Origin of the sequence: Clostridium sp. CAG:221 (assembly GCA_000435835.1) — a bacterium.
Classification (GTDB): domain Bacteria; phylum Bacillota; class Clostridia; order Clostridiales; family Clostridiaceae; genus Clostridium.
Window position 1 is genome coordinate 3,607 of the sequence record FR883394.1, and the last position, 7,880, is coordinate 11,486.

General features: G+C 25.6%; 11 protein-coding genes. 10 read left to right on the forward strand and 1 reads right to left on the reverse strand.

All coding sequences use genetic code 11. The features are described from left to right. The 4 genes from Q5O44_RS06205 to Q5O44_RS06220 all read left to right on the forward strand — a co-directional run. The coding region (locus tag Q5O44_RS06205; RefSeq protein WP_302637497.1) for a hypothetical protein at positions 1-1,503 on the forward strand (1,503 nt) is incomplete at its 5' end. Between the two features lie 114 nt (positions 1,504-1,617). Beyond that, positions 1,618-2,154, forward strand: coding sequence for a hypothetical protein (locus Q5O44_RS06210; protein ID WP_022167536.1), 537 nt, complete (start codon positions 1,618-1,620; stop codon positions 2,152-2,154). Between the two features lie 277 nt (positions 2,155-2,431). Beyond that, positions 2,432-3,073 carry a CAP domain-containing protein gene (locus tag Q5O44_RS06215; RefSeq protein ID WP_022167537.1) on the forward strand — a complete coding sequence of 214 codons (642 nt, stop codon included), beginning with the start codon at positions 2,432-2,434 and terminating at the stop codon, positions 3,071-3,073. A 198-nt stretch (positions 3,074-3,271) separates the two neighbouring features. Next, positions 3,272-3,520 carry a Uma2 family endonuclease gene (locus Q5O44_RS06220; RefSeq protein WP_022167538.1) on the forward strand — a complete coding sequence of 83 codons (249 nt, stop codon included), beginning with the start codon at positions 3,272-3,274 and terminating at the stop codon, positions 3,518-3,520. Between the two features lie 63 nt (positions 3,521-3,583). Here Q5O44_RS06220 and Q5O44_RS06225 read toward each other — a convergent pair whose 3' ends face one another. Continuing rightward, the gene (locus Q5O44_RS06225) at positions 3,584-3,787 is read right to left on the reverse strand and encodes a hypothetical protein (protein WP_022167539.1); all 204 of its coding nucleotides are present in this window, start codon (positions 3,785-3,787) and stop codon (positions 3,584-3,586) included. A 569-nt stretch (positions 3,788-4,356) separates the two neighbouring features. Here Q5O44_RS06225 and Q5O44_RS06230 point away from each other — a divergent pair. The 6 genes from Q5O44_RS06230 (at position 4,357) to Q5O44_RS06255 (ending at position 7,753) form a co-directional block, all read left to right on the forward strand. Continuing rightward, entirely contained in the window at positions 4,357-4,905 is a 549-nt protein-coding gene (locus Q5O44_RS06230) for a YafY family protein (RefSeq protein WP_022167540.1), read from the forward strand. Positions 4,906-4,910: 5 nt separating this feature from the next. Continuing rightward, a complete protein-coding gene (locus Q5O44_RS06235; RefSeq protein WP_302637498.1) occupies positions 4,911-5,051 on the forward strand; it encodes a hypothetical protein in 141 nt (46 codons plus the stop codon). Beyond that, positions 5,044-5,649: a hypothetical protein gene (locus Q5O44_RS06240; RefSeq protein WP_022167541.1), complete on the forward strand. Its 606-nt coding sequence runs from the start codon at positions 5,044-5,046 to the stop codon at positions 5,647-5,649. The genes Q5O44_RS06235 and Q5O44_RS06240 overlap by 8 nt, the downstream gene beginning before the upstream one ends. 12 nt (positions 5,650-5,661) lie before the next feature. After that, entirely contained in the window at positions 5,662-6,057 is a 396-nt protein-coding gene (locus Q5O44_RS06245; protein ID WP_022167542.1) for a hypothetical protein, read from the forward strand. Between the two features lie 480 nt (positions 6,058-6,537). Beyond that, positions 6,538-7,419, forward strand: a complete 882-nt coding sequence (locus tag Q5O44_RS06250; protein WP_022167543.1) for a ParA family protein — start codon at positions 6,538-6,540, stop codon at positions 7,417-7,419. Beyond that, complete coding sequence (locus Q5O44_RS06255) at positions 7,391-7,753, forward strand: hypothetical protein (RefSeq protein WP_022167544.1); 363 nt, start codon at positions 7,391-7,393, stop codon at positions 7,751-7,753. Before Q5O44_RS06250 ends, Q5O44_RS06255 begins: the two co-directional genes overlap by 29 nt. Positions 7,754-7,880: the final 127 nt, after the last annotated feature.

Sequence of the window (7,880 nt, forward strand, 5' to 3'; positions counted from 1 at the left end):
AATGAAAATGTTGGTGGACTTGTAGGTAATGTGGCAGCATCTACTATTAGAAATAGTTATAGTTCTACATCAGCAGATGGAATAGATGGAGTTGCTGGATTTATAGGCCAATCAACAGAAAATTCTACTATTGCAAATAATATTGCTTTAGGAAATCAAAACAGACAGTATAAATTTGATGGTAAAACAGAAAATGATAAATTTGTAAATTACTCTAATAACTTTGAATATAAAGAAAATAGAGGAAATTCAATATTATCAAGAACTGGAATAAACTTTGCTGGAATAATAGAAGAAGCAACAACGCAACAAATTACAGATAAAGCATTCTACACAACAACTTTAGGTTGGGATGAACAAATTTGGGATTTATCAAATGTATCAAATAAGGTTACACCAAAACTGCAAGGATTAGATCCAAATGCAAATAAAGCTGTTGGAGTTCATAAAGCAGAGATTTACTCAGTAGATGAATTTATATCAGAATTAAGCGCACATCCAGATGGAGAATTCACAATTATGGATGACCTTGACTTTGTAGATAAATCATATACTGTAGGAACTGTTTTAATACCAGGAGCATTTGATGGTGTAATTAATGGTGGTGGACACAAAATTGAAAATCTAAAAAATGCAACTATATTTGAACAATTCAATGGTGAAGTATATGACTTAAATGTAGATAACTTTAACTATGGAGCAGTATACTTTACAGGAATACATGCTCAGTTTGTTTCACCAGGACAAAGTGATAGATCACAAAGTAATATAGCAGTTTTTGCTAAGAAATCATTAAATGCAGCTTATTCTAATATGAAGTTTAGTAAAATTACTATTTTTGGACATGATAATGTTGCAGTGGTGGTGTCAGTTGATAATAACTCAACATTTGAAAATATTAATGTTAGTCATGCGTCTGTAAATGCTGGTAAAGATAATAATCAAGGAAATAACGTATCAACATTTATTAGTGAAAAAACAGGCGGTTTAATTAAGAACTGTTATGTGCATGGTGAAATATTTAATAAAGGAAAAAATAGTGGTGGTATTGTTGGTATAGCACATGGAAATGTGACAATTGAAAATGTAATATCTAATATTTACTTATCAAATTCATCAATAACAACATCAACTAAGGAAACAAGTGGATTGTTTGCAGGTGAACTATCTGCAAAAACAGTTATTAAGAATTCTGCAGCAATTGGTTTAACTAAAGTAAAAGAAGTTAAGAAGTTTGCTGGAACAATAAAAGATATAAGCAAGATTGAAAATTGTTATGAAAGTAGTTCATCATCTGGAACATCAAATGCTAATGGAAGCAATATAATAGCGGCAACTATAACGCAATTAAAAGATAAAAACTTCTATATAAATACGTTAGGCTTTGATGAAAATATTTGGGCATTAGACAACATAGTAGAAAGATATTATACAGAAAGTGTAAATCCACATGGACAAGTGGATTCAGCCTTCCCAAAAATGTTATTCTTTGGCCTAAAATAGATACTTTATAAAGTATTAGTCAAAATGTATACAACCTTAAAGCTAGTTAAATAATAGCTTTAAGGTTGTTTTTTTATATAAAAAATTAAGATATAAAAAGTTAGGAGAGAAATTATGAATGATAATTTAAAGGAAAAAGTTAAATGTACAATACCAATTAAAGTTGATTATTATGAAGGGTTATTTAGAGAATTTGACTATAGAGATGTTGAGTATAGATGTATTAATGAAGATTTAGATGGATGGCTTCAAGAATATATTTTTAGACTACCATATAAATTAAAAGATATTAATGTTGAGTTAGAGATAAATATGCCATTGGAAGTTAGAGACGAAAATAAAGAGGAGATGTCAAAGGTAGGTATAATAAACTCATATAAGGAGTTTTTGGAGCGAGAAAAAAAGTTAAGTATTATGGGTGTAATAAGAATTGGATATTATATGATTACTGCAGCAATTCTTTTGTCTTGTTGGTATATTATTAAAACATCTAAAGGTGAATCTTTACTTACATCATTATTGAATTCTGGTGGCACAGTATTATTGTGGCAAATAATGACTTTAATATTTATAGAAGGTAAGAATTTTAGGTATAAGCTTAGAATTAATAAGAAACTAAGTAATATGACTATAGTGTTTAAGTATATATAAGAAAATATCATATAAAATAATATAAAATCCGCTAGAATTAAGTTAATTCTAGTGGATTTTTTGTATTTAAAGATAATTATAAAATCAAATCCATTTTAAGGGACATAAAGAAAATATATGATTTAAGGGATATATATAAGATGTTTTCTATTAATCCACTATTATAAAATTCAAATATTCATGTTACTATTAGGTGGACAAGTTGTTAAAGACGTAAAAGTACAAGATCACTAAAAATGAGTTAAAGATATTAGCTCAAATTATAGGAGGAATGGAAATGAAATCTAAGATAATTTCATTATTAGTATTAGGAAGTATATTTATAGGAGGTGTACAAGCTAATGCAGAAACTATTGATAATAGTTCAAAGTCTAAAGCAGTAAGTACAGCTAGTGGATATAAATATAATAAACATTATTGGCATACTAATAATCAAAATAAACCATCTACTGGTAATGATGCATTATTAAATGAAGGAAATACTAGTAATAATACTGATGCAACTATAAATAATAAATTCATGGCAGAAGTTGAACAAGCCATATTTAATAAGGTAAATGAAGAAAGAACTAAAGCTGGGGTTGCACCATTAACTTATAATACAACTATGGAAAAATATGCTAGAATCAAATCTCAAGATATGGGAGATAATAATTATTTTAGCCATACTGATTTAAATGGTAATAATATAACTGCAAAAATGAAAGCTGATGGAGTTACATATAAGGCTTGGGGAGAAAATATTGCATATATAGGTGGAGTTACAGATCCTACAGCATTAGCAAATCAATTTATGACAAATTGGATGAATTCTCAAGGACATAAAGAAAATATATTATCAACAAAGTTCAGCAGCATAGGTGTAGGAGTATATAAAATAGGAAATAAAGTATACGCAACTCAAGAGTTTTATAGATAGAAAATAAATTTTAATATATTCATATTATAATAATTGAAAGCTATAGGATGATTTAAATATAATTCATCTTATAGCTTCTTTTATTTAAATGTAAAAAATACTTAGAAGCTCCCACTTCTATAAGTGGAGAGTAGTTCACGAAAATAGACCTTTAGGTTATAATAAAAGAAATGAAGAAAGGTAGTAAGGAGAGAGAAAATGGATATTATTAAGGATTATATATACTCTGAAGAAGACTTTGAAGAAATTCAAAAAAACTTCAATGGTAAAGCAGAATTTGATAATGGTTCAATATTTCTAACTCCAAGTACATCTATTGAACATAATAGAATAAAGAGAAAAATATTAGCTAAATTAGATAGCTTCTTTAATGGATCAAAATGTGAACCTTTTGATGAGCAAATAGAAGTAATATTTCAAAATAAAGATGAACTACATAAATGTTAAATAAACAAAGCAGTTGCAAAGGGATATGTTGCAACTGCTTTGTTTTTAATGGAATAATATACATTATAAAAATTTTCTCATTATTATACCATCAACCTTAAATGGTTCAATATTATTATAATCAAAAAACTCTTTTAATATACAAATTTCATAAAAATCTTTTTTATCTTCACAAATATTTTTATCAAAGGAATTATTTTCAATTTCTAATATTTTTTCTATGTCATTTATTTTTGCATTACGTATTTTTAAATTATTAATGTTCATTTAAATTCTCCTATATACTATTTAATTTATCCCTGAGGGAACAGAAAAATGGAAATAATTATTAAAGATAAAAAGAATTTATTAAAAGTAAGAATTGTAAATAATAAATTATCATTTAAAGAATTAAATATCATATAAATACTTAAAAAAATTAAAAATAATACCCGATAATAGTAAAAAAAGTTTAAATTTATTAGATTAAATTTTAAGGATAAAATATGTAATTGAGTTTCTAAATTATACTATAGAAAGATTTTAAAAAAAGAGATATTTCTCAAAAATTTAATGTTAGTGAAAAAAGTATACAAAGAGATATTTTTGAAATAAATAATTATTTATTAACAAAGGGCCATGATTATGATGAAATAATTAAATATGATAGATGTAAAAAGGGATATATATTAAAAAATAAAGAATCTAATGGTTTAAGTAGAGCTGATTTATTAGTAATATGTAAGATTTTATTAGAATCAAGAGCCTTACCAAAAGTTGAAATTAATAGAATTATTAATTTATTAATTTCAAAAAATGATTATTATAAAGAAATAAATAAATTAATACAAAATCAAATGTTTAACTATATTGAGCCTAGACATGGAATTAATATTATAAACATAATCTGGAAAAATACTAATAGTATAAATGAGCAAAAAATTGTTAAAGTAAAATATAAAAGGCAAGATGGAAAATTAAGAGAATATCTAATAAAACCTTTAGGCTTATTATTTAATGAATATTATTTTTATTTGATAGGAGAAATAAAGGGTAAAAGTAATGAGATAGTTTTTAGAATTGATAGGTTTATTGAATATTCTGTTACAAATGAAAGATTTTCAGTTATGTATAAAGATAGATTTAAGGAAGGCGAGTTTTTGAATAAAATACAGTATATGTATACTGGGGAATTAGTAAAAATACAATTTAAATTTAGAGGAAAGTCATTAGAGGCTGTTTTGGATAGACTACCTACAGCTAATGTTATTACATATGACAATGAAGTACCAATAATTGAAGCTGAGGTTTATTGGGAAGGTGTAAAACGATGGATACTATCTCAACAACAATATATAGAAGTAATTAAACCAGAAGAGTTTAGAAGTGAAATAAAAAAATTATAGAGGAAATGCTGATAAATTTAGATTATATATACACAATGAATTTAATTCGACACTTATTAGTTTATAATGCTTATGAAGGCGAATCAGCTGAAAAATCAATATTAAATGGTTGGTTAAATCTATTGCAAGGAAGAGGTATTGTGTAATGGAAGTGAAAAGTTAGACGAATTAAGGGAAAAGTACCCTAAGTTAGATAATATGCTAAGCTCTATTGAAGATAAACTTCAAGAAGTTGAACAAGCAAAAGAAGAAGACAAAGAAAGTCTATTAAAAAGTGCAGAACAAAAAATAAAAATGTTTAAAGGGTATGTAGCAGAAGCTTTATTAAAAGAAAATTTAAAGGATTGCTTTGAGGAAATAAGTGAAAAAGAAGTTCAACAAGAAACTTCTCAAGGAAAAACAAATATTGATATTACTTGTAGAGAGGCTAAAGAAGATTTTAAAATTGAAAATGTTGAAGTTAAAAAAGGTGAAGATTTATTTATAGAAAGTAAGATAGGTGATAAAGCTTATATAACACAACAAATAGATCATATGAAAAAACAAGTAGAAGGACATCATAATGAAGGAAATGAATCTAAGAATGGGTATAAATCAATAATAGTTGTTTCTGCTGATTATAAAAATATTAATGATGAAAAAAGAGCAGAGTTTGAAAAGCACTTGAAAGAGGTTGGAACAGAATTAGTTGTTTTAGATAAGATGGCTTCAGAAATCGATGATAAAGTAAGAGAATCTATATAGGAGGATAAGTATATGAAGAGAATGTATTTATTAGAAAAGGATTTAATTGCTGATTTTAATAAAAAAATAAAATTATATAATAGATTGATTGCTAAAAAATATCTAAAAAGTGTTGAAAAAAATGATGTTTTAGAACAAGGAATTTTAGATTGTAAAGCTGAAATAATAAACTTACTTGAAAATAATAATTTTGATTTTCTTGATGATGTAGATATTAAAGTAATAAAAAATGAATATAATGATGATGATATTGTTAGACAATTACTTGATAAAAATTATATTAATAGCGACCAAGTGAAAATATTAATTGAAGAATTAGATAAATCAAAAGAAAATAGTGAAAATTTAATAAGATTTCTTAGAATTTCTCTAAAAAAAGATTTATCAGTAGTAATGTTTTATATATAGTTAGTTTAAAAGATAGTGTAAAAAACTTTGTGTAAACTTAACAAAATTAACTTCTTATTATAAATAATTGAGATAAGAAATTATTATATAGTGTTATAATGCTAAGCATTAGCATATAGCTCGTTTCAATGAAAATAATGAAGTATTAGCAGTAGCTATATATCATGATTCAAAACTTAAGGAACATAAATGTAAAATAGAAAAAATATAATTATGAGAGTTTTTTACTCTCATTTTTTTGTGTGAAATATAGGATTGGAATAAATATATGTTCATGTAGGATAATGAAAAAAGAATCATTAGAATATAGAATATCTTCTACTTTGTAGAAGTTCATATGTTTCAGTAGGTGTAAGTTTTAATGTCAGTGCTATTTTATAAATGGTAATTTTTCTATTGGGTATAGATATTTTATTAATAAGTTATATAAGTAGTAGTTTCACTTATATATTATAATAAAAAAACAAATTTGGAGGGAAAATGACTAGGGTAATTTCTGTTATTAATTTAAAAGGTGGAGTTGGAAAAACTACAACAACAGTAGGTCTGGCACAAATTTTATCAGTTGAATTCAATAAGAAGATTTTAGTTGTAGATTTAGATGCACAAACTAATGCAACTACTATGTTAATCGGTGAAGAGAAGTGGATGGAAGTAAATAAACAAAAGCAGACAATAGCGCAATTGTTTTATGAGGGAGTATATCCAAGAAGTGAAAAAATATTTGATATTAATAGAGCTATATTAAAAGGTGTATCAAATATAGATGAAGTGAAATTAGTGGACATGCTTCCATCAAGTTTAGATTTAATAGATATACAAGAAGAGGTAATAAAAGCTCCTAGAGGAATTTTTTCAGTGATTAGACCAGTTGATTTATTAGATAAATCACTAAGGAAGATTAAGCAAAAGTATGACTATATATTAATTGATTGTCCACCAAATTTAGGAGTAATAACAAGGAATGGGTTGAAGGTATCAGATGTATATATTATACCAACAGTACCAGATGTATTATCAACATATGGAATACCTCAGATAATTAGTAGAGTAAATAAATTTTCTAAGGAATTAGAAAAAGAGATAAAACCTTTAGGAATTGTAATAACAAAATATAGAGAGCAATCAGCCCTTCATAAAAGAACAGTAAAGGAGTTAAGAAAAGAGCGTGATTGTAGAGTGTTTGAGACTATATTTAAAGAAAATGACAATATAGCAAATGCTGCAGAATATATTAATAAATCAACTATGAGGCAAAAATGGGGGTATAAAGGTCAAGTTGATAATTTTAAATTATTAGCAGAAGAAATTATGAGAGCTATGGGGGATGAATATGGAAAAGAAATTAAAGGATTTATTTAAAGTGATATTAGAAGAAGTGCAGTGTAATGAAAAATTTAAAAATAAGATTTATAAGGTTTTAGAGAATGGAAATAATAATGCAAAAAGGTCAAGAAAAAAGAATGTTATTATTAAACCAAAATTAAATCCTTTGGAAGTTATTTTAGAAGGTGAAAGAATATTAATGGACAAGCTTTTAACTCTGGAAATAAGTGATTTGAAAGATATTATAAAGTTTTATGAAATGGATAATACAAATTCCAGTAGTAGATGGAGAAAGAAAGAGCGACTTGTTAATTATATAGTTGATGTAAGTAAAAGTAGGATAAGTAGAGGAAATGCATTTAGAGAGTGAATTAAGAAGCACTTGCACATTATAAGCATTTTTTGCATAGTAAAAATTTATCAATAAAAATATATACCATAAAGTGAATAGTGGTATATTTCAGAATCAGGATATATAAGAATATTAGAAGGAAATA

Bases quoted from the DNA above. Each gene is read 5' to 3' on its own strand.
- Q5O44_RS06210 (WP_022167536.1), top strand. From the start codon at position 1,618: ATGAATGATAATTTAAAGGAAAAAGTTAAATGTACAATACCAATTAAA.
- Q5O44_RS06215 (WP_022167537.1), top strand. From the start codon at position 2,432: ATGAAATCTAAGATAATTTCATTATTAGTATTAGGAAGTATATTTATA.
- Q5O44_RS06220 (WP_022167538.1), top strand. From the start codon at position 3,272: ATGGATATTATTAAGGATTATATATACTCTGAAGAAGACTTTGAAGAA.
- Q5O44_RS06225 (WP_022167539.1), bottom strand. From the start codon at position 3,787: ATGAACATTAATAATTTAAAAATACGTAATGCAAAAATAAATGACATA.
- Q5O44_RS06230 (WP_022167540.1), top strand. From the start codon at position 4,357: ATGTTTAACTATATTGAGCCTAGACATGGAATTAATATTATAAACATA.
- Q5O44_RS06235 (WP_302637498.1), top strand. From the start codon at position 4,911: ATGCTGATAAATTTAGATTATATATACACAATGAATTTAATTCGACAC.
- Q5O44_RS06245 (WP_022167542.1), top strand. From the start codon at position 5,662: ATGAAGAGAATGTATTTATTAGAAAAGGATTTAATTGCTGATTTTAAT.
- Q5O44_RS06250 (WP_022167543.1), top strand. From the start codon at position 6,538: ATGACTAGGGTAATTTCTGTTATTAATTTAAAAGGTGGAGTTGGAAAA.
- Q5O44_RS06255 (WP_022167544.1), top strand. From the start codon at position 7,391: ATGGAAAAGAAATTAAAGGATTTATTTAAAGTGATATTAGAAGAAGTG.